The sequence below is a fragment of the Micromonospora sp. LOL_013 genome (assembly GCF_048060315.1).
GTDB lineage: Bacteria > Actinomycetota > Actinomycetes > Mycobacteriales > Micromonosporaceae > Micromonospora_E.
On the sequence record NZ_JBHMIQ010000003.1, the window covers coordinates 17,978 to 36,781 of the forward strand.

Genomic DNA, 18,804 nt, shown 5'->3' on the forward strand with positions numbered 1-18,804 from the left:
CCTTCCGTGGCTCTCCCGGCCCGTCGGGGCCGGCGATTCGGGGGGTGGCGGGTGTCTGGGTAGTGGCCGTGCGCCAGGGCGGCCGTGCCCGGGTGGTCGTGTCGGGGTACTGGCGGTGCCGGGGATGGCCGGGCCAGCGGCGTTTTCAGTCTGCGGGGATCCGCCGCACGGGGTAATCCTGTCTGCCCCCGGAACCCGGGTGACGCTAGCCCCCTCCCGGTCAGGTCATCCGGCCGACAACAGTACGCAATCTGCGCAGATCCCGGCGACGGCGCTCGTAGGTGACCGCCAGAGTGATCAACGCCAGGCCGCCGACGGCCAGGAAGCTCCACCGGGGCAGCAGGTCCCAGACGGCGACGAGCTCCCGCACCGCGAGGACCGCCAGCACCGCACCGCCGATCATGACTGGGGCCTGCCGGCGGTACGCCGCACCGAGCAGCACCGCCGCCACCGCCCCGGCCCCGAGCAGCAGCCGGCGCACCGGCTGACCGTCGGCGACCAGCACCGAGCCGAGGCTGGGCAGCAGGGCGGCGGCCAGCCCGGGGGCGTACCCGAGCCAGCTGGACCGCTGCGGGTGGGCGCGCAGGGTCAGCCAGCCGACGCCGAGCGCGGCCAGGGCCACCGGCAGCGTGTACGCCTCGGTCAGCGCCACCTGCTCGCTGGCCAGCAGCAGCCACCAGGCGATGATCTCGCTGGCCAGGGCCGTCATGGCCAGCGCCCACGGCCGGTGCGGCACCGCCTGCCGTCCGCCTGGCCGCAGCGGCACCGGGTGGACGGTTGCCAGCAGTACCCGGGCACCCAGCACGACGCCCCACAGGGTGCATACCCCGGCGGCGTACCGGGCCGAGCCGACCGTCATCAGCAGGGCCGCACCGGCGACGGCGTGCCCGGCTACTTCGACGCCGATCGACTCGGCCCGCCCCCGTCCGCCCCCGGTGGCCGACCGGAGGGCCAGCACCGCGCCGACGACCAGGGCCAGCGCGGCGACGGCGAGCACCGCGTACCCGCCGACCCGGACCGGCAGGTCAGCGGCGCACACGGCGGTCGCGGCGAGGACACCGCCGGCGACCACAGCGACGATCCCGCCAGCCACCCGCACCGGGGTACGGCGACCCACCGCGCCGATTCCGGCGGCGCACGCCACCACGGCGGCCAGCGCGGTCAGGGTGCTGACCCGGGTGGGCAGTAGACCGGCCAACCCGGACCCGGCCAGTGGGGCACCGACCAGCAGGGTGACCGCCACCTGCGGCGCGGCGGTGGACCGGGCGGCGACCACCAGCCCGACGAGTCCGGCGGCGAGGCTGAGTGCCGGCACCACCGGCCACGGCGTCCCGGCGCTGGCCAGGGCGGCCAGCAGGGCTACGAAGGCGACCGGGCCGCCGGCCGGCATCGCGTACCGCGCCCGGTAACCGGCCACGACGGCCACGGTGACGGCGGCTGCGAGCACGGCCAGGGTGACCGCCTCGGCGGCGGGGACCGAGGCCGGCAGCGCCGGGCTGAGTCCGGTCCCGGCCGGTACGCCGGCCCAGCTGGCGTCCAGCCAGCGGTACGGGGTGAGCAGCAGCGACGCCAGCACCGGCAGGGTGCTGACCGCCGCCGGCAGCACCAGCGCCGCGGCCACGCCGGTCAGCAGCAGCCGCAGTACGCCACGGGGGACGAGGGTCGCGGCGACAGCCAGCAGCAGTGCCGCCGCGGCGGCGTACCCGCCGGTGGACTCCCCCGGCACGTACGGCACGGCCCCGACGGCCGGGGCGACGAGGGTGGCGACGACGGTGACCGGCAGCGCCGCCCCGGCGTACCAGAGGTATCCGGGCCACCAGCGGCGGACCGCGACCAGCGCGACCGGCAGCCCGATGGCGGCGGCCGCTGCGGCGCGGGCCGGCCAGCCCGCCGACGTGTCGAAGGTGTGGACGGCGAGCGCGACGAGGGCGGGCCAGCCGGCCACCGCGACGGCGACGCCGAGGCCGCCGATCGGGGCCTGCCACCAGCAGGCTTCGGGTCGCCGCACGGCGCGGCGGGCGACGGCGGCGACGGCGAGCGCGGTGCCGATGACGACCGCGACGGCGGCCGTGGCGACTGCCGGTCGGCCGGCGCTGACCAGCAGCGCGTGGCCGGTCATCAGGGCGGCGACGGCCGCGCTGGGCAACGCGACGACGGCATGCCGGGACCGGGCGGCCCGTACCGCCGCTACCGCCCCACCGGCCAGGCCGCTCGCGGCGACCGCCCACCACGGCACCGGGATCGCCGCCGGTACGGTCAGCAGGCCGGTGGCGGCACCGACGGTGAGCAGCACCGGCCGGAGCACCCGGGGCAGCAGCAGGATCAGCGCGCCGGTGACCGCGACGACGGCGAACGGCAACTGCCAGTCGCCGGGCGCGTCGACCGGGCCGGTGCCGGCCCGCCACAGCGGGCGGGCCGCCGCAATGCCGGCGACCCCGACGACCAGCGCGGCGAGCAGCATGCCGGTCCCGAGCAGCCCGGTCACCAGCAGCGCACCCGCCCATGGCCCGGTGCGGACCACCGACGGCAGCCGGCCGCGCAGGTACCGGCCGGCGAGGGCGAGCCCGACGGCGGTGCTGGCGGCGATGGCCAGAGTCAGCGACGGTGCCGGTTCGGTGCCAGCCCGGATGACGGAGATGGTGACCGCCGGTGCCAGTCCGGCCAGGCTGATCGCCTGCAGCGCCGGTACGCCGGTGAGCCGGCCGGCGACGACCAGCACGGCGGCAACCGCCAGTAGCGGCGACCCGGCCAGGGCGGGGGCGCCGGACGGGTGGCCGAGGATGACGGCGGCCAGGGCGGTGATCCCGGCGGCGGTCAACGCCACGCCGACGGCCACCCAGCCGGTGATCCGCAGCGCCAACCGGGCCGGCGGGGTGAGCGCGATCATCGCCAGGGTGCCCAGGGCGGTGCCGAGTAGCAACAGGGTGGTGCCGGCGGCGTCGGCGCGCAGGTCGGCGGCGAGCAGCGGCAGCACGGGTTGCGCGGCGAGCAGGGCAGCGAAGCGAGCCGCGGCCAGGCCGGTGGTCAGGTGGTAGCCGGCGGCGACCAGGCCGGTGACGGCGAACGCGGCGGCGGCGTACCGGGCGGCGGGCAGGTCGGCGGCGCCGAACAGGTCGACGGAGCGAGCGGCGTAGCCGTCGAGCAACACCAGCAGCAACCCGAGCGCGGCGAACGTCTCGGCAGTGCCGCGCAGGCCGCGCCAGGTGGCCAGCGGCGGCAGGGCGAGCAGTACGGCGGTGACGCCGGCCAGGATCGCGGCCCGGCCGCCGACGCCGACGCTGGCCCAGGCGACCGCGGTGAAGACGATCGCGGCGGTGCCGAGCAGAAGTCCACCGAGGACGAAGAGAATGGTCTGCACGGTACGGATGGAGGTCTCCGGCCGTGGTGACGGGCCGCCGGCTGGTGGGGCTGCCGTCGCACCGGCCGGCGCGACGGCTGGCCGGGCCGGTTGGACGGTCGTCGCCCGTACCGCTGCCTGCAGCCGGACCGCCAACTGCTGCCGGCGGACCTGCGCGGCGTGCAACTGCCCACTCAGCGTGGCCCACGCGGACCTGGCCTGTTCGACGCGGGCGGCCAGCCCGGCTATCTCGCCGTCGAGCCGGATCACCTCGGCGGCGACCGGGTCGGGCCCTCGGCCGCAGCCCGGGCAGCCGGCGGCGAGGCTCGCCGGCGTGCCGCAGGCTGGGCACGGGTAGTGGGCTGTCGCGGTACTGCTCACAACCGCATCGTCGTCGCCCGGCCGGGTGACCGACAGAGTGCGGGTACTCAGTCCGACCGAGCGGACGACTCGGGTACGGACGGTTCAGGACCAGCCGACCACGAATGGACGACTGAGGAACGACTCAGGGACGGGTGTGGTCGTACACCCACCGGGCGTAATCGGGATTGCCGGCTTCGATGACGGCGACCAGGATCTCGGGTACGTCGTAGGGGTGCGCGGTGCGCAGATAGGTGACCAGTGGGTCGCTACGGTCGGTGGCGGTCTTGAACTGCACAGACCACTCCTTTGTGGTCTCCACCCGGCCTTCCCACCAGTAGGTGCTGGCCACCGGACCACCGATCTGGGCGCAGGCGGCGAACCGGCCGGCAACCGCAGAAGCGGCAAGCACCTCGGCGACCGAACGGGCATCCACCACCGTCGTCACAACGGAGATTTGATCCACGGAGCGAACCCTACGCCCTCAAGGTGTCCGAGCGGTTCTTCTCGATCCACAAATCGATCCGCGCCCACCAGTCGTAGAGCCACTCGATGCGTTCGTCACGGCCGGCCGGGATTTCCTCGGGCGACACCGACCAGAACCGCATCACGATCCGTTTGTCCATCGGCAGTTCCCGCCACACGTCGGCTCCGGTCAGCATCCGGTCCAAACCGGTGTGCGCGACGAAGATGACGCCCGCGTCCGGGGCCGCGTCCAGCGCGGCGAGCAGGCCGCCGGGGCGCGGCGCCAGAACGTGCCGCATCGACTCGGCGCGGGCCGCCATCCCGTGCAGTCCCAACGCGTGCAGCCGCTCGATGGCCCGGCTGCGCCGGCCCGGGGTGAAGTTGCCGCCCTCGGGAAAGATGACGAACGCGTCGTTGGCGTCCAGTCCGGTCGCCAGATGCGCGATCTGGGTCTCGACCGGCTCGGCGCGCCGGTCACCGGGGGCGATGAACCGGTTGGGCAGCCGGTTGAGCAGCACATCGATCGCCGGATCCCACTGCAGGGTCTCCTTGAGCACGATCCGCGGCTCCCGGTCGAACCAGTTGACCAAGCCGTGGATCAGGATGAACGAGTCACCCGGGCCGGCGTGCCGGGACACCACCAGTTCGGGACGGCCGGGCAGCGCGGTGTCCGGATCGGTGCCGACCACGTCGATACTCAGCCGCAACGCCCAACGGGCGTGCCAGAAGAAGAACGTCAGGAACCAACCGGTCAGCACGTAGTGGGCGCGTTGAAAGGCCGGGCTGCGGATCTTCCAGCCGCAGCCGGAGGCCAGCCAGAGTCCGAATAGGGCGGTCAGAGCGGCGGTGTCCCACAGCAGATAGACCACGGCGACCCAGAACAGTCGCAACACCCGCAGCCGGCCGGGCACCAGCAGCGAGGCGGCGGCGGCCAGAAAGATCCAGAACGGCAGCGTGGTGAGCACCGCAGCGGCAAGCAGCGGTACGGCCGGGGCGAGCAGTGCCCGGCGTACCCAGCGGGGTGGCAGCGGCATCAGCAGCCGGCCACGTTGGTCTTGAGGTAACGCCGGGAGGCGGTGTAGGCGCGGCTGATCCGTCGGCCGACAGCAGTCATGTCCCGGTACGCCCAGGGTGTGTCGTCACGTGTCTCTCCCCCACCGGTCGGCAGTACGTGCACCTCCACATCGTGGCCGAGCGCCGCCAGTTCCCGGGCGAACCGGTGCCGGCGGGCGATCTCGAAGGCGACCTGGGCGACCTCCCAGGGCCGCCGGGGCGCGCTGAGTGGCCGCTCGATCCGGCCGACCTGGAGCACGAAGACGCGCTTCGCCCCGGCTTCGACGGCCTTGCCGATCGGGATCGAGTTGACGATCCCGCCGTCGACGAAGTGCTCGCCGTCGATCTCGGCCGGTGGCAGCAGGCCGGGCACCGCGGCCGAGGCGAGCACTGCCGGCACCACCGGGCCGGCGTCGAACCAGTGTTCGGCGGCGCGTTCAATGCTGGCGGCACAGCAGTGGAACGGCACGGCCAGGTCGGCGAAGGTGGTGGTGTCGCCCAGTTCGGCCTCCAGCAGCCGGCGCAGTGGCCGTGGCGAGTGCAGGTGGGTACGGGCGGCGAACCGGCGCAGTTGACGGGCCATCGAGTCGCCGTACACCTCGCTGGCCTCCGGGGAGGCCCAGAGCCGGACCAGCCGCAGGGTGACCGCCTCGGAGGGGTCGGCGGCGACCAGTGCACCGTTGACGGCCCCGATCGAGGTGCCGACGACGAGATCGGGCTCGATGCCGGAGCGGAACAGGGCGCGCAGCATGCCGACCTCGACCGCGCCGAGCACCCCGCCGCCGCCCAGCACGAAGGCGACCGGACCGTTGACCATGGCATTCATCCTGGCACGGGCCCGATGGCCGCCGGTCGGGGTCGGCTCACCGCCCGGGCTCGGTCGGTATTACCGGCTCATCGGCAATCCTGGCCCATGTCGGGCTAAATGATAAATGTTCACCTGTTTACCGTGCCGTTGACAGGACGTGCCAATTCGCGCAGCCTGATACGACCTCCACTCCCCAGGCAGGTGCGACAACGATGGCATCGCTGCAAGCGGGCGAACTGCTCGCCCGCAGATACCGTCTCATCGACCGGATCGGTGCCGGCGGCATGTCGGTCATCTGGCGCGCCCGCGACGAGGTGCTCGACCGGGTGGTCGCGGTCAAGGTGCTCGCCGCGTCGTTGGCCGCCGACGCACGGTTCCGCAGCATGGTGCGGGAGGAGGCACGGTCCGCCGCCCAGCTGATCCATCCACACGTGACCGCGGTGCACGACTACGGCGAGGCGGTCGCACCGGACGGCACCGTCACCGCGTTCGTGGTGATGGAGCTGCTGTCCGGTGAGGAGCTGGACGCCCGGCTCACCGCCGGCCCGCTGACCTGGCCGGCGGCGGTGGAGACCTGCGCCCAGGTAGCCGAGGCGCTGGCCGCCGCGCACCGGTTGGGCATCGTGCACCGCGACGTCACTCCGGCGAACATCATGATGACCTCGATCGGTGCCAAGGTGCTCGACTTCGGTATCGCCACCCAGATCGGCGCCCCCGACGAGGACGAGGAGGGCGAGACCTTCGGCACCCCGGCGTACGTGGCCCCGGAACGCCTCGACGGCCGACCGGCACAGCCCGCCGCCGACGTCTACTCGCTCGGCGTCCTGCTCTACGAGACCCTCACCGGCCGGGTACCGTACCCCGCCGACACTTGGGACGACCTGCACCGCGCACTCGATCAGGAGATCCCGCCGCTGACGGTGCCCGGACTGCCCACCCCGGTCGCCGAGATCTGCCTGCGCTGCCTGTCCCGGGACCCGCTGAGCCGCCCCACCGCGCACCAGGTCGGCGCCGCGCTGCGGGACCAGTTGCTACCGGCCGATCCGCAGGCTGCGACCATGCTCGCGCCGACGATGACCCTGCCGGCGGCGGCCGGGTCCGACGCTCCGCCACCCGCCGACGCCGAAACACCGGCCGCCGACGCCGGGCCGCCGGCTGTCGACGGTCAACGGCGGGTCGGCCGGCTCGATTCCAGGGTCGCCACGCTACTGGTGGTCGGCGCCGTAGCGGTCGCCGTGATCCTGCTGCTGCAGCCCGAGGTGCCGCGGCGGCCGGGCAGCGACCATCCGCCGCCCGCCGGGCAACCGCAGTCCGCCGGTACGCCCGCCGGTCCCACCCCGCCGACGCAGCCAGGGCCGTCGGCAGACGCACCGCCCACCGGCGCCGCGCCGACCCCCGCGGCAACCGACACCGCGCCAGCGGCGACCGCACCGGTCGTTCCGACCGTCGACGAGGCGATCACCCTGCTCGGTCAGGTGATCGACGACGGGCTGGCGGACGGCGCGATCCGCCGCGACGCCGGCCTCGACCTGCAAAACCTGGTCCGTAACCTGCGGACCTCGTTGACCAGCGGCACCGCCGACATCGACCGGGACGTCAACCAGCTGCGCCGCAAGGTGCGGATCCGCGCCGACGAAGGCGCGATCACCTACGCGTACGCCGACGAGCTGGACTCGGCACTGGACCAGTTGGCCGGTGCCGCTGTCTGACCGCCGGCAGCCACGGCACCGACCGGGTCGCGGTACAGGCGCGTCAGTGCAGGCGGATGCGGTGCCCGGACCGGTCGAACAGCAGCAGCCGGGCCAGGTCCAGCGCCATGGTCATCGTCTCGCCGGGCCGCGGCGGTGCTGTCGCCGGCACCCGGACCACGACATCGCCGTCACCGTCCGGTGGATCGGATGGATCCGGCTCGTACACCGGGTAGAAGCCGTACCGGGTCCGGGCGGTCGCCGGCGGGTCCGGACGGCGCTGCTGCGGGATCATCCGGGCGATGGTTTCCCGCAGCTGGTGTCGGGGCGGCGGATCCTCAGCCAGCAGCTCGGCCAGGTGGGTCTGCGGATCCGGCAGATCCAGTTGCGACTCAGCCGGAGAGGTGGGCAGGCCGCCGGTGTCCACCCAGGCCAGTGCCTCGTGGCCGAGGTTCTCCACCGCCCGGACCGTGCCGCGCAGGGAGACCGACAGCCTCCGGTCGGACCCGGCCGGGTCCGGGCCGTCGGGCCGCGCCGGGTCAGCGCCGGTCGGCGGTACGGGGTACAGCGCGTCGGCCCGCAACGCCACGGTCACCCGCTCGGTGTGGTGCTCGGCCAGCCGGGCCACCCGGGCGTCACCCACCGGCAACTCCAGCACCTGCGAACCGAGGTCGATCACCATCCGGTCCGGCTCGGCGTAGACCGCCCCCTGCAGCAGGCTGGTCCGTGGGGTGCCGAGGAACGCCGCGACGAACAGGTTCGCCGGGTCACCGTACACCTGCTCCGGCGGCCCGATCTGCTGCAGCCGGCCCTTGCGGAGCACCGCGAGCTGGTCCGCCATCGTCAGCGCCTCGGTCTGGTCGTGGGTCACGTAGACGGTGGTCACCCCGTGCCGGCGGGCCAGCGCCGTCACATCGGCCCGCAGCCCGGCCCGCAGCCCGGCATCCAGATTGGACAGCGGTTCGTCCAGTAGGAACGCCTTCGGCTGGCGCACGATGGCCCGGGCCATGGCGACCCGCTGACGTTGCCCACCGGACAGCACGGCGGGCTGCCGGTGCAGGTGTTCGGCGATGCCCAGCTCGGCGGCCACCTGCCGGATCCGCTGTTCCACCGCCGGGCCGTGACCCATACGCAGCGGAAAGGCGATGTTCTGGGCGACCGTCAGGTGCGGGTACAGCGCATGGTCCTGGAACACCATGGACACCTGTCGTCGCTGCGCCGACCAGCCGTCCACCACCCGGTCGTCGATCAGCACGTGCCCGGACGTCGGAGTCTCCAGGCCGGCGACCAGCCGCAGGATTGTCGACTTCCCGCACCCGGTCGGCCCGAGCAACACCAGGAACTGGCCGGACGGGACGGCGAGACTCACCCCGTCGACTGCGACAGTGCCGTCGTCGAAGACCTTCGTCAGCCGGTCGGTGGCGATGGCGACCACGCGATCACCTCCTGACCCCATCGTCAGGCCCAGCGGCCATCGACGCCAGCCCCTGTCGACGGGCGGCCCGCGACCGCCGGTGAGCGGTCGGCGGGGAGGTCAGCGCAGTTCCTCGGGAAGCTGTAGGTTGTCGCCGATCAGCCCGCCACCGACCGGGGGCGGTTCGGTGCTGGGCGGCTGGTTGGTGACGCTGCGGTCGAGCCACCCGTCGCCGTCGTCGTCGTAGTGGGTCTGTTCGAAGAACCCGTCACCGTCGGTGTCGTACGCCGCGGAGTCGACCAGACCGTCGGCGTCGTCGTCCCGGCCGACGAAGTCGACCCGGCCGTCGCCGTCCCGGTCGACCAGGATGTCCACCCCGCCGTCCGCCCGTCCTCGGACCATGTGCCGGTCCCACTCGCCGTCGCCGTCGACGTCCACCCGGGTCCGGTAGTCCTCCGGCACCGCTGGCTCGACCGGCTGGGGTGCCGTGCCGAACCCAGCGGACCGGTCCGGCACCGGCGGACCGGCAGCCTCCGGCCGTGCCCCGAAGTCGCTGTCCGCCCCGGCCGGGCCGAAGCCGCTCTGCGCACCGGCAGAGCCGAAACCACTCTGCGCACCGGCAGAGCCGAAACCACTCTGCGCTCCAGCCGAACCGAAGCCGCTCTGCGCACCGGCAGAGCCGAGAGCCTCGTCGACGGCACCGGCCGCCGCGCCGATGTCGCCGAAGCCACCCATCATTCCGGTCAACGGGCTCAGCAGCCCGAACGCGCTGGACTGGTTCGCCCGCGTCTCCACCGCCGCCGTCGGGCCGCCCGCGACACCGCCTATCTGGGTCCGCAGCAGTTCCTGCTCCTCGACGGTGAGCTGATAACCGGCGAGCGCCGCCGTCGGGTCGGCTGCCAGCGCGGCGGCGAATCCAGGATCGGTCAGTAGGCGTTCGAGCGCGATGTCGAAGTCACTCATCACCGGTCCCCTCGTCGATATCGCTCCAGGGTAGTCCGGGCCAACGATCAGCCACGAGGCCGACGGTGACCCGATTCCTCCGCGATCAGTCCAGCTCCGGCATCGGCACCGGCTGCGGCCTGGGTCGGCAGGCGCCGCACTGCAACGCGTCCTCGACGACCAGGCCCTCCGCCCGTCCCCGGTGCTCCGACCGGTGCACCTCCAGCAGATACGGACCGAAGCGGGCGTGGTCCTCACACACGCCTCGACCGCAGAACCGGCAGCCACCCCTGGCCGCCTTCGGGCAGAACCAACAAAGCACCTGTATCTCCGCTCGGGTCGATGTCTACGTCACAACGCCGGGTTCACCCGCAATCGACGACCTCTACCTTGCTCTCCACCTGGCGGCTGAGTCCTCCGCTGTCCGTGACGGTGACCGTGATCGTCACGGTCCCTCCGGCGCCCTGCCGGCTGGCCACCGGGCCGATGGAGCCGCTGTGTGTCCCGGCGCCGCTGAAGGTCTCCGTCCTCTCCACTGGTCCGCTCTGCCTCGCGACGACGGTCAGGCCGTCGGGTGAGTCGTCGGAGACCACGACCATCCAGCGCACGCTGGTCGGGTGATCGCTGCAGGGTCCGTTGTTGACCAGCTGGGTGATCCGGCCCTGCGGCTGAACCTCCCAGAAAATGGTCGGGGGTTCGTTCGGGGGTGGCGCGGTGGTCGGCGGTGGTTCGCTGGTCGGCGGCGCGGTTGTCGGCGGTGGTTCGCTGGTCGGCGTACCGGTCGTCGGCGCTGCCGTGGTCGGCGGCGGGGCGCTGGTCGGCGGCGGGCCGGGTGGGCTCGGCGGCGCGGCCGGAATAGTCGGCTGCGGCTGCGGCTGGCGAGTCACGCCGGGGTTCGGCGCCGGGGCCGGCGTCGGCTGGCCGGTCGCGGAGAGATCCGGCGACGGGCTCTGGACGGTCGGCGATCCGCTGGTGGCGCCTGGAGCGGGAGCGCTCGGCGTACCGCCGGGCGGATCGACCACCCGGCCGTCACCGCAGCCGAGCTGCTCCCCGGTAGTCCGCAGGGACACCCCGTTGCGCCGCACCTCGCCGAGCGACACCCGGGCCGCTCCGGCGTTCACCGCGAACCAGGCCTCGCCCCGGTTCGCCAGTACCGCGTCCTGGCTGATCACGGTCATCGCCAACGGCCGGAAGGCACCGGAGACGCTGGCGGTATCGGCCAGGATCCGGCCCCGGTCCAGGATCAGCTCCCCGCTCGGCGCGACCGGCCGGGTACCGTCGCTCCACAGCGCCCCCACCTCCGCTTCGACCCAGGCGCAGAGCACCGTGGCGGCACCACCACGGAAGACGAGTTCGCCGGTCGACCGGTCGGCGACTTCGACCCGGTCTCCTTCGGAGACGTAGGCCGCCGCACCGTCGCGCAACGTCAGCAGACGCCCCCCGGCGGTGCGCACCTCGACGGTGCCCCGCTCGGCCCGCAGCAGCGCCCGATCGGTCGGCATCTCTGCCCAGGCCGGTCCGGGCATCAGATTGCTGCCGCTGATCAGCAACGCGAACAGCAGCAGGAGCAGCACCAGCCACCACAGCCGGCGCTCGAACCGTCGGTCCACCCGGTCGTCGTCGCTCCCCGGTGGTGGTGGGCCGGGTGGGGCGGCCAGCGGCGGATAGTCGGCAGGCGGATGCACGCCGCTGGTCGGCGGAGCGCCGCGGACCGTCGCCGCGGCGGCATCAGCCACCTGCGACGGTGCCGCGCCGAGCAGCATCGGCAGCCCGGCGACTGCCGGCAACTGCCACAGCCGGGTCTGCGTACGGGTGGTCGCGACCACGTCCGGCGGGTCGGCACCGACCGGGCCGATCATCGTGCCCCGGCGCAGTTCGATGCCGTCCATCAGGGCGATCACACCCGACTCGAGGACCACCGCGTCGTACGGGTCGGACAGCTGGACCGGCGCGCCGGGCGGCAACGCCGCCGGCCGGGCCCGGGACACCAGCCCCAGCCGGTCCTCCGGGGTCAGCCCGGACAGCGCGGGGGTCTCGGCGAACAGCGACTCGGCGGCGGTCCGATCGGCCGGCGGCGGACCGGGCAGCGGGCCGACGACCGTGGCGACCGCAGTCGGCGGCACCGCCAGCAGCGTCGTACCGGCGGTACGCCAGGTGAGCGTGGCCGGCGTACCGGTCAGGGCGCTGGCCAGACCGACCAGACCGCCCGGTCCGAGCCGCTGCCGGACCGTGCCGGCCGGGTCGCCGGGCGCGCGACCCTCCACCGCGCCGTCGACCACGACGTAGACCGCGGGCTGGGCGGCGCCGGCGGCGACGAGTTGCTGACCGGTACGCGGGTGCACCCAGCGTGCCTGGGCGGCGAGCCGGTTCAACGCACTGGCCGGCAGCGTCCGCAGCGCGCTGGCGCGCAGCGCGTCCAGCCGCCGTGGGGTGTCGCTGGCGTGCCGCCGCTCGGCGAACGCGCCGCGCAGCCGCCGCCAGCGCCGGGCGAGCCAGCCGGCCGCCAGGTAGACCAGCGGGGCGGCGAGACCGGCGACCACCGCGGCGAGCAGCAGTCGGGCCGGCCAGCCGGACCGCCACAGGCCGAGGACCAGACCGGCGACCCGGTCGGTCCAGATCCGCCAGAACAGGTTCACCGCGATGACCACCCAGAGCACGGCGAGCATCCCGTACAGGGCGACCAGCCGGCCCTCCCGGTCCAGCACCGACCAGCGCGGGCCGCGCCGGCGCAGCCGGCCGACGACGTAGGCCAGGCCACGGGTACGCAGGTTCGGGATCTCCAGCCAGTCCATCAACAGGTAGTAGCCGTCAAGAGCAAGGAACGGATTGAGGTTGAACAGGGCGTTGAGGTACCAGGCGAAGGCGAGTTTGAACGTCCACGGCGCGGCGGCCGGAAAGATCAGCCCGACGATGCCGGCGACGCCGGCCAGTACCAGACCGGCGGCTGGCCCGGCGGCGGTGGTGATCAGCCGCTGGCGGCGGCCGGCCAGCCAGACGTCGGTGGTGTCGACGAAGACCGACGGGATACCGAAGTAGATGAGGAACCCGGCGGCCGGCACCCGGCGGCCGGCGTGTTTGGTGGCCAGGGCGTGGCCGAGTTCGTGGCAGGCGAGGGCGACGACGTTCAACCCGAGCAGCACCGCCGCCCCGGCCGCGTACGACCCGCTGGTGAGGAAGACCGCCTGCTCGCCGCGCCACCAGGTCCAGCAGAACGCGGCGAACCCGACCAGCGCGACGACGGCCAGCAGCACCGCCGCCAGCCGGGTGAACAGGAACCGACCGCCGCCCCGGTAGAGGGCGCCGACCAGCGGATCGACGTCGGCCAGCACGGTCCGCCGGCCTTGGGCCACGGCCAGCAGGGTGCGACCGAACCGCAGCGGCCACGGCCTGCGATGCACCCGCGCCAGCGGGCGGAACGCGTCGACCGGCAACTCGGCGAGCATCCGGTTGCCGGCCAGGTCGGCGACGACCCGGGTGACCTGGTCGGGGGCGAGCCGGCCGGCGATCCGGGCGAACTCGGCGACCAGCCGGGCCACCGTACGGCTGCCGTCCATCAGCTGGGCGAGCCGCCACTCGTCCGGAGCCAGCCGCAGGTAGCAGGCACCGCCGCGACCGTCCGGCGAACGGAGCATCACGTACGGCATCCCGCGTACCGAGGTCAATTCGACGTGCTCGATGCCGGGCCGCAGCACCGGCCGGGCCCGGGCCGGGTTGAGCCGTTCGACGACGGCGTCCCACAGGCCGGAGTCGGCTGGGGCGACCGGTTGCCCCGGCGCCCGCCCGGCCAGGGCCTCCCACACGCTCATCCTGGTCTCGGCGACCGTCACTGTGCCTGCTCCTCTGCCGCTACTCGCGGCTGCAGGTTAGACCGCCTTGTCGACCGCACGCGACTGCTCGACCGCTTTCGCACAGCATGTCGTGCGGAAGAAGTCTCGTCGATCGACTACGCCGGGGTCAGCCGCTCATCCTTTCGGCCAGGGTACGGGCCCGGAACATCTGAACCCGCCTGGCCGTTCGCACCACATAGGAGCGCAGCAGGGTCGGCATGGTGAGACTGACAGTGACGGTGACCGCCGATCCGGTGCCGTCGGGCTCGGTCTCCATCACGAATCGCACCGACACCCGCGCCGGGCTGCGTACCTGCATCACGAGCCGGCGACCCGGATCGGTCTCGGTCTGCCGGACGTGCAGGATGTTGTCGTACCGCAGCGGCCCGACGATCTTGAACCGCTCCACCGCGACGTACCGCAGCACGATGTGGCCGTCGGCGTCGGCGCTCCGCTCGATGTCACGGACCGCGACGATCAGCGGCGAAAGCCCGACGTGGTTGGCCGGGTCGGCCAGGTGGGCGTGCACCCGGTCCGGTGCCGCCGCGACGGTGAACCGGTCGGTGAAGGTCTCGGTGCGCACGCCAGGGACGGTAGCGAACGGCGGGTGGTGTGACCAACCCCCTTGGTCACACCACCCGCCGCTCTCTCTGGGGGGGCAAGTCAACCTGTCGTCATGTCGCGGTCACGGCGCGTCGACGAGGGTGGCGGAGGCGGTCCGCGCCTCGCCGTCGCGCTCGTAGGTGATCTCAATCTGCTCCCCTACCTGGCCGGACTGCACCGCCGCGACAAGATCATCCGAGTCGTTGACCGGGGTGTCGCCGATCTGCACGACCACGTCGCCCTGGGCCAGGCCGGCCTGGTCGGCCGGGCTGCCGTCCTCGACCGCCGCGATCAACGCGCCGCCTTCGTCGGCGGCGGTCACACTCACCCCGAGATACGGGTGGCTGACCTCCTCGCCGGCCATCAGCGCTTCGGCCACGTCCTTGGCCTTGTTGCTGGGGATCGCGAAGCCGACCCCGATGTTGCCCTCGCCCTGCCCGGAGGTGGCGATCGCGGTGTTGATGCCGATCACCTCACCGTTGGTGTTGACCAGGGCGCCACCGGAGTTCCCCGGGTTGATCGGGGCGTCGGTCTGGAGCAGCCCGGACATCGAGCTGACCTGACCGCCGCCGCCGAACGGGCTCTGCTGCTGGCCGCCACCCACCGAGATGGTGCGGTCCTGCGCGCTGATGATCCCGGCGGTCACCGAACCCTGCAGACCCAGCGGGCTGCCCAGGGCCAGTACGGTGTCGCCGACCCGCATCGTGCTGCTGTCGCCCAGGGTCGCCGGGGACAGCCCGTCCACGTCGTCGACCTTGACCACGGCCAGGTCGGTGCGCGCGTCGGTGCCGACCACGCTGCCGGACCCGGAGCCGCCGTCGGCGAAGTACACGGTGACCGATCCGCCGCGCGCCGACTCGACGACGTGGTTGTTGGTCAGGATGAAGCCTTCGGCGTTGAGCACCACACCCGAGCCTTCACCGGAGCCGGTGGAGATCGACACCACGCTGTCCTGGACGGCGTCGGCGATCTCGGCGAGCGACGAGCGGTCGATCACCGGTGCCGCGCTGCCCCCGCCGTTGCTGCCCCCGCCGTTGCTGCCGGTCTGCACCGCCGGCGCCGCGCTGCCGTTGTCGAAGGCGGCCACCACCGCACCGCCGACCGCACCGGAGCCGAGCATCAGGGCGAGGACGACCGCCGAGCCGGCGACGATCCGACCGACCCGGTTCGGCCGCTGGGTGGCGGCCTGGGCGGCGGCACCGGGCGGCGGCGACCAGCTGACGTGCGGCTGGCTGTAGCCGTGGCCGGCGTACGGCTGGCCATGGCTCCACCGCCCGTGCTGGCCGTGCCCGTACGGCACCTGGGCGTAGCCGGGGGCGTACGGGCCGGGCTGCGGCTGGCCGCTGAGCGGCGGCCCGGTGACCGGCTGCGCCGACGCGGGAGTCGCGGACGCGGGCGCCTCAGCTGCGGGTGAGGTGGGCGCGGGCTGGGCCGGCGCGGGTGAGGTGGGCGCGGGCTGGGCCGGCGCGGGTGAGGTGGGCGCGGGCTGGGCCGGCACGGGTGAGCCGGCGTACGGCTGGTTGGTCGGCGTCCAGTCGGTGGACGAACGACCGGTGGCCGGGTCGGGCTGGCCCGACTCGGCAGGGGCCTGCCAAGGGCTGGCCGGCGGTTGAGCCTTGTCCGACGGCTCCGCCGGCGGCGTGGTCTCGTGCTCGCTCATGTATTCAGATTGCCCCCCGGCACTTTGACGCACCTGATCTGCGGCTGAGGCTTTGCTGAAAATCATGATTCGCTGCCGTCGATGGGTTCGGAATCGACGAGGTTGGTGTCGGCCAGCGGGAGCCGGACCCGGAAGGTGGCACCCTGACCGGGCTCGCTGTGCACCTCGACGGTGCCCGAGTGGGCGACGACGAGGGCGGCGACGATCGCCAGCCCGAGTCCGGTGCCGGTCGGCCGCTCCGTGCTGCGGGTACGGGCGGCGTCGGCCCGGTAGAACCGCTCGAAGACCCGTTCGGACTGCTCCGGGGTGAGACCGGGCCCCTCGTCGGCCACCTCGACCGTGGCGAACCCCGGCTCGGTGGCCCGCAACCGCAGCGTGACCGGCGTGTCGGCCGGGGTGTGGTTGATCGCGTTGGTCATCAGGTTGCCGATCACCTGACGCAGCCGGGCGTCGTCGCCCAGCACCACCAGCCGGCCGGCACCGGGCCCGATGTCCAGCTCCACCCGGCGCTGCGGGTCGACCGCCCGGGCCGCCTGCACCGCGTCGCTGGCCAGCACCGGCAGCTCGACCGGCGCCAGATCCAACGGGCGTTCCCGGTCGAGGCGGGCCAGCAGCAGCAGGTCCTCCACCAGCAGGCCCATCCGGGCCGCCTCGTCTTCGATCCGGCGGACCAGCCGGCCCGCTTCCTGCGGCGACGCGGCGGCGGCCCCCTGCCGGTACAGCTCGGCGAAGCCGCGGATGGTGGTCAACGGGGTACGCAGCTCGTGCGAGGCGTCGGCGACGAACTGGCGCATCCGCTCCTCGGACCGGCGGGCCCGGGTCTCCGAGGACTGGGCCGCGACGGCAGCTTCCCGGGCCGACGCCTCGGCCATCCGGGCCGCCCACTCGGAGCTCGCCCGCGCGGTGAACGCCGCCTCGATCTGGGTCAGCATCGCGTTGAGCGTGCGGGACAGCCGGCCCAGCTCGGTCTGCGGCACGTGCGCGCCCGGCTCCGGGTCGGGCACCCGCCGGCTAAGGTCACCGGCGGCGATGGCCGCCGCGGTCTGCTCGATCTCGACCAGCGGCCGCAGGTTGGTCCGTACGATCGCGGCGCCGGCCAGCGCCAGCAGCGTCACCACTCCGATGCCGACCAGGATGTCGATCCAGACCAGCCGGCTGACCGCCCGGTCGACGTCGACGAGGCTCTGCCCGACCGCGATGACGTCGCCGGTGGGCAGCGACGCGTAGAGCATCCGCCAGCGTAGGGCGCCGTTGCGGGCGTACACGCTCTTCGGCTCGCCCTGCAGCGCGGCGAAGCCGTCCCAGTCGGCCGGCCAGCGTGGCAGCTCGCCGGTGGCGATCCGGTCGTCGTCGTAGTAGGGCCCGCCGAGCGGGCCGTCCTGGTACGAGACGACCACCAGGTAGTTGGTCGGCAGCGGGGCGGTGACCGAGGCGCGCTGGTCCCACACCGGCAGGCGTTGCGCCTTGCTCACCTCGTCGCGCAGGCCCGTGACGTAGTCGCGCAGGTCCGTGTCGATCTGGTCGACCAGGTAGCTGCGCAGGAAGAATGCGCTGCTCACGCTAATCACCAGCAGCGCGGTGAGGACCAGGCTGAGCACCGACGTGACCAGCTTGACCCGCAGCGGTACGCCGCGCAGCCAGCCCGTCACCGGGGCGGGCGCCAGCGTCGGCCTGTTCACGCCGCTGGTTTGCGCAGCACGTAGCCGACGCCACGCAGGGTGTGGATGAGCCGGGGCTGAGCGTTGTCGATCTTGCGGCGCAGGTATGAGATGTAGGACTCGACGATGTTGTCGTCGCCCCGGAAGTCATAGTTCCACACGTGGTCGAGAATCTGCGCCTTGGACAGCACCCGGTTGGCGTTGAGCATCAGGTAGCGCAGCAGCTTGAACTCGGTCGGTGACAGCTGCACCCGGTTGCCCGCCCGGTAGACCTCGTGGGTCTCCTCGTCCAGTTCCAGGTCTGCGAAGGTGAGCCGGGAGGAGGTCTGACCGCCGTTGCTGGTACGCCGCAGCACCGCCCGGATCCGGGCGGTCAGCTCCTCCAGTGAGAAGGGCTTGGTGACGTAGTCGTCGCCGCCGAGAGTCAGCCCGCGGATCTTGTCGTCGGTGGCGTCCCGCGCAGTGAGGAAGACCACCGGGGTACGGGTGCCGGCCTCCCGCATCATCCGAATCACCTCGAAGCCGTCCAGGTCGGGCAGCATGACGTCAAGCACCACGAGGTCGGGCCGGCGCTCGCGGGCGGCGTTCAGCGCGGCGCTGCCGCTGGTCGCGGTGGTGACGTCGAATCCGGCGAACCGCAGACTGGCGGAGAGCAGTTCGAGGATGTTCGGGTCGTCCTCGACGACGAGCAGCTTCGCCTCGGTCTGCGATGCGATCATGACCGCATCATCCCGGATCGGTCTGGGTTCGGCCTGGGGAGCCGCTGACAATCAGCTGAGAGTGAACTCGATGTCCGGGACGAGTGACCTCAGCCGACGAGGTCGAGGGCGGAGCGGGTCGGTGCCGGGTCAACCGGCCGGCGGCGGGCACGGTGGGCAGGGGGCAGGCAGCCGGCCCGCACCCGGATCGGGGTCGCCAGAAGGTGCCGTGCCCGACCGGTCCCCGGCGGGACCGGTGCGGGTAGCGGCTCGGGTTCGGCGAGCCAGGGA

General features: G+C 73.3%; 13 protein-coding genes. 1 reads left to right on the forward strand and 12 read right to left on the reverse strand.

Features of this window, described 5'->3' with window-relative positions; translation table 11 throughout:
- Positions 1-220: 220 nt before the first annotated feature.
- The 4 genes from ACFHWS_RS03115 to ACFHWS_RS03130 all read right to left on the reverse strand — a co-directional run bounded on the left by ACFHWS_RS03115 (position 221) and on the right by ACFHWS_RS03130 (position 6,032).
- Positions 221-3,718 carry an SCO7613 C-terminal domain-containing membrane protein gene (locus tag ACFHWS_RS03115; RefSeq protein WP_416567582.1) on the reverse strand — a complete coding sequence of 1,166 codons (3,498 nt, stop codon included), beginning with the start codon at positions 3,716-3,718 and terminating at the stop codon, positions 221-223.
- A 124-nt stretch (positions 3,719-3,842) separates the two neighbouring features.
- Complete coding sequence (gene cutA, locus ACFHWS_RS03120; protein WP_123605207.1) at positions 3,843-4,163, reverse strand: divalent-cation tolerance protein CutA; 321 nt, start codon at positions 4,161-4,163, stop codon at positions 3,843-3,845.
- A 10-nt stretch (positions 4,164-4,173) separates the two neighbouring features.
- On the reverse strand, positions 4,174-5,196 hold the full coding sequence (locus ACFHWS_RS03125; protein ID WP_416552341.1) for a 1-acyl-sn-glycerol-3-phosphate acyltransferase: 1,023 nt from the start codon (positions 5,194-5,196) through the stop codon (positions 4,174-4,176).
- Positions 5,196-6,032 (reverse strand): patatin-like phospholipase family protein, encoded by an 837-nt coding sequence (locus tag ACFHWS_RS03130; protein WP_416552340.1) that lies wholly within the window; start codon positions 6,030-6,032, stop codon positions 5,196-5,198. The genes ACFHWS_RS03125 and ACFHWS_RS03130 overlap by 1 nt, the downstream gene beginning before the upstream one ends.
- A gap of 203 nt (positions 6,033-6,235) precedes the next feature.
- On the opposite strand from ACFHWS_RS03130, the gene ACFHWS_RS03135 reads away from it, so the two are divergent.
- Positions 6,236-7,732 (forward strand): protein kinase domain-containing protein, encoded by a 1,497-nt coding sequence (locus ACFHWS_RS03135; protein ID WP_416567583.1) that lies wholly within the window; start codon positions 6,236-6,238, stop codon positions 7,730-7,732.
- Between the two features lie 43 nt (positions 7,733-7,775).
- Here the strand turns inward: ACFHWS_RS03135 and ACFHWS_RS03140 are convergent, their stop codons facing one another.
- The 8 genes from ACFHWS_RS03140 to ACFHWS_RS03175 all read right to left on the reverse strand — a co-directional run bounded on the left by ACFHWS_RS03140 (position 7,776) and on the right by ACFHWS_RS03175 (position 18,534).
- Entirely contained in the window at positions 7,776-9,146 is a 1,371-nt protein-coding gene (locus ACFHWS_RS03140) for an ABC transporter ATP-binding protein (protein WP_416552338.1), read from the reverse strand.
- A gap of 99 nt (positions 9,147-9,245) precedes the next feature.
- On the reverse strand, positions 9,246-10,088 hold the full coding sequence (locus ACFHWS_RS03145) for a hypothetical protein (protein ID WP_416567584.1): 843 nt from the start codon (positions 10,086-10,088) through the stop codon (positions 9,246-9,248).
- Between the two features lie 85 nt (positions 10,089-10,173).
- Positions 10,174-10,329, reverse strand: a complete 156-nt coding sequence (locus tag ACFHWS_RS03150; protein WP_416552336.1) for a hypothetical protein — start codon at positions 10,327-10,329, stop codon at positions 10,174-10,176.
- Positions 10,330-10,432: 103 nt separating this feature from the next.
- The gene (locus ACFHWS_RS03155) at positions 10,433-13,894 is read right to left on the reverse strand and encodes a cyclic nucleotide-binding protein (RefSeq protein WP_416567585.1); all 3,462 of its coding nucleotides are present in this window, start codon (positions 13,892-13,894) and stop codon (positions 10,433-10,435) included.
- Positions 13,895-14,021: 127 nt separating this feature from the next.
- Positions 14,022-14,477, reverse strand: coding sequence for an SRPBCC family protein (locus ACFHWS_RS03160; RefSeq protein WP_416552334.1), 456 nt, complete (start codon positions 14,475-14,477; stop codon positions 14,022-14,024).
- Between the two features lie 102 nt (positions 14,478-14,579).
- Positions 14,580-16,157 carry a trypsin-like peptidase domain-containing protein gene (locus tag ACFHWS_RS03165; RefSeq protein ID WP_416567586.1) on the reverse strand — a complete coding sequence of 526 codons (1,578 nt, stop codon included), beginning with the start codon at positions 16,155-16,157 and terminating at the stop codon, positions 14,580-14,582.
- 62 nt (positions 16,158-16,219) lie between these two features.
- A complete protein-coding gene (locus ACFHWS_RS03170) occupies positions 16,220-17,836 on the reverse strand; it encodes a sensor histidine kinase (protein ID WP_416552332.1) in 1,617 nt (538 codons plus the stop codon).
- A complete protein-coding gene (locus tag ACFHWS_RS03175) occupies positions 17,833-18,534 on the reverse strand; it encodes a response regulator transcription factor (RefSeq protein WP_416567587.1) in 702 nt (233 codons plus the stop codon). Before ACFHWS_RS03175 ends, ACFHWS_RS03170 begins: the two co-directional genes overlap by 4 nt.
- Positions 18,535-18,804: the final 270 nt, after the last annotated feature.

Bases quoted from the DNA above. Each gene is read 5' to 3' on its own strand.
- ACFHWS_RS03125 (WP_416552341.1), bottom strand. From the start codon at position 5,196: ATGCCGCTGCCACCCCGCTGGGTACGCCGGGCACTGCTCGCCCCGGCC.
- ACFHWS_RS03130 (WP_416552340.1), bottom strand. From the start codon at position 6,032: ATGGTCAACGGTCCGGTCGCCTTCGTGCTGGGCGGCGGCGGGGTGCTC.
- ACFHWS_RS03135 (WP_416567583.1), top strand. From the start codon at position 6,236: ATGGCATCGCTGCAAGCGGGCGAACTGCTCGCCCGCAGATACCGTCTC.
- ACFHWS_RS03145 (WP_416567584.1), bottom strand. From the start codon at position 10,088: ATGAGTGACTTCGACATCGCGCTCGAACGCCTACTGACCGATCCTGGA.
- ACFHWS_RS03165 (WP_416567586.1), bottom strand. From the start codon at position 16,157: ATGAGCGAGCACGAGACCACGCCGCCGGCGGAGCCGTCGGACAAGGCT.
- ACFHWS_RS03175 (WP_416567587.1), bottom strand. From the start codon at position 18,534: ATGATCGCATCGCAGACCGAGGCGAAGCTGCTCGTCGTCGAGGACGAC.